Annotated in this window: 2 rRNA genes (1 of these 2 cut by a window edge); both read left to right on the top strand. The window is 54.0% G+C overall.

Features of this window, described 5'->3' with window-relative positions:
• Positions 1-2,274 (top strand): 23S ribosomal RNA (locus ACHZB8_RS19580) (it extends 463 nt beyond the left edge of the window).
• A 165-nt stretch (positions 2,275-2,439) separates the two neighbouring features.
• Positions 2,440-2,500, top strand: a 5S ribosomal RNA gene (rrf, locus tag ACHZB8_RS19575); the annotation flags it as partial.

Here is a 2,500-nt window from a genome sequence, read left to right as displayed (position 1 = left end):
CCGACGAGGGGGGTGAAAGAGATCCTGAAACCGAACGCCTACAAGCAGTCGGAGCCCGCAAGGGTGACGGCGTACCTTTTGTATAATGGGTCAGCGACTTAATTTATCGAGCAAGCTTAAGCCGTTAGGTGTATGCGCAGGGAAACCGAGTCCTTAATAGGGCGCAAGTTCGATGGATTAGACCCGAAACCGGGTGATCTAGCTATGAGCAGGCTGAAGGTGCGGTAACACGCACTGGAGGGCCGAACCCACGCCTGTTGAAAAAGGCGGGGATGACTTGTTGCTAGGGGTGAAAGGCCAATCAAACCCGGAGATAGCTGGTTCTCCGCGAAATCTATTTAGGTAGAGCGTGGGATGAATACCTTGGGGGGTAGAGCACTGGATGGGCTAGGGGGTCTCACACCGACTTACCAAACCTAACCAAACTCCGAATACCCAAGAGTACTATCCTGCAGACACACGGCGGGTGCTAACGTCCGTCGTGGAGAGGGCAACAACCCTGACCGCCAGTTAAGGTCCCTAAGTCATGGCTAAGTGGGAAAGGATGTGAGGATCCCAAAACAACCAGGATGTTGGCTTAGAAGCAGCCATCATTTAAAGAAAGCGTAACAGCTCACTGGTCTAAACAAGGGTCTTTGCGCCGAAAATGTAACGGGGCTAAAGCCATGCACCGAAGCTGCGGGTGCCGTAAGGCGCGGTAGCGGAGCGTTCTGTAGGCTGATGAAGGGATATCCGTGAGGGGTCCTGGAGGTATCAGAAGTGCGAATGCTGACATGAGTAACGATAAAGAGTGTGAGAGACACTCTCGCCGAAAGTCCAAGGGTTCCTGTGCAATGCTAATCAGCGCAGGGTTAGTCGGCCCCTAAGGCGAGGCAGAAATGAGTAGTCGATGGGAATGAGGTTAATATTCCTCAACCAGTGGGATGTGACGAATTCCGGAAGTAGTTTGGTCTTATTGGATTGACCGGGCTGCCTAGGAGTTCCAGGAAATAGCACCCACATTAGACCGGTACCCGAAACCGACACAGGTGGACTGGTAGAGCATACCAAGGCGCTTGAGAGAACTATGCTGAAGGAACTCGGCAAATTGCTCCCGTAAGTTCGCGAGAAGGGAGACCTCTTTATGGGCAACCATAGGGAGGTGGCACAGACCAGGGGGTTGCGACTGTTTATCAAAAACACAGGGCTCTGCGAAGCCGCAAGGCGACGTATAGGGTCTGACGCCTGCCCGGTGCCGGAAGGTTTAAAGGAGTGGTGAGAGCTGCGAATTGAAGCCCCGGTAAACGGCGGCACGTAACTATAACGGTCCTAAGGTAGCGAAATTCCTTGTCGGGTAAGTTCCGACCTGCACGAATGGCGTAACGACTTCCCCGCTGTCTCCAGCATAGACTCAGTGAAATTGAATTCCCCGTGAAGATGCGGGGTTCCTGCGGTCAGACGGAAAGACCCCGTGCACCTTTTACTATAGCTTCGCGCTGACAGTTGTGTTGGCATGTGTAGGATAGGTGGTAGGCTTTGAAGTCCGCGGCGCCAGCTCGGATGGAGGCCATCCTTGAAATACCACCCTTGTTGTCATGGCTGTCTAACTGCGGTCCGTTATCCGGATCCGGGACAGCGCGTGGTGGGTAGTTTGACTGGGGCGGTCGCCTCCCAAAGAGTAACGGAGGCGCGCGATGGTTGGCTCAGACCGGTCGGAAATCGGTCGTTGAGTGCAATGGCATAAGCCAGCCTGACTGCGAGACTGACAAGTCGAGCAGAGACGAAAGTCGGTCATAGTGATCCGGTGGTCCCGAGTGGAAGGGCCATCGCTCAACGGATAAAAGGTACGCCGGGGATAACAGGCTGATGATGCCCAAGAGTCCATATCGACGGCATTGTTTGGCACCTCGATGTCGGCTCATCGCATCCTGGGGCTGGAGCAGGTCCCAAGGGTTTGGCTGTTCGCCAATTTAAAGCGGTACGTGAGCTGGGTTCAGAACGTCGTGAGACAGTTCGGTCCCTATCTGACGTGGGCGCAGGAGAATTGAAAGGAGCTGTCCCTAGTACGAGAGGACCGGGATGGACGCACCTCTGGTGGACCTGTTGTGGCGCCAGCCGCATTGCAGGGTAGCTATGTGCGGAAGGGATAACCGCTGAAAGCATCTAAGCGGGAAGCCCCCCTTGAGACGAGTTATCCCTGAGAGCCGTGGAAGACCACCACGTTGATAGGCCGGGTGTGGAAGCGCAGTAATGTGCGAAGCTTACCGGTACTAATAGCTCAATCGGCTTGATTACTCTCATTTGTCTATACTCATTCAAGGCGTCTTTTGCTTAAGCAAAAACGCCGAAACTAAGCGATAGGTGATTTGTTAAAATCACCGTTAGCGTCCCAAACGCGCGGTGAAAGCTTCAATCCCTTCGTAAATACAAACCAGCTTCTCAATTCTTGCTCTTAACCGGCCTGGTGGTTATGGCGAGGAGACCAAACCCGATCCCATCCCGAACTCGGCCGTTAAGCTCC

The sequence above is a fragment of the uncultured Cohaesibacter sp. genome, assembly GCF_963556055.3.
Lineage (GTDB): Bacteria > Pseudomonadota > Alphaproteobacteria > Rhizobiales > Cohaesibacteraceae > Cohaesibacter.
The sequence above is the reverse complement of the archived record's forward strand: the minus strand, read 5'-3'. Positions and strand labels throughout refer to the sequence as shown.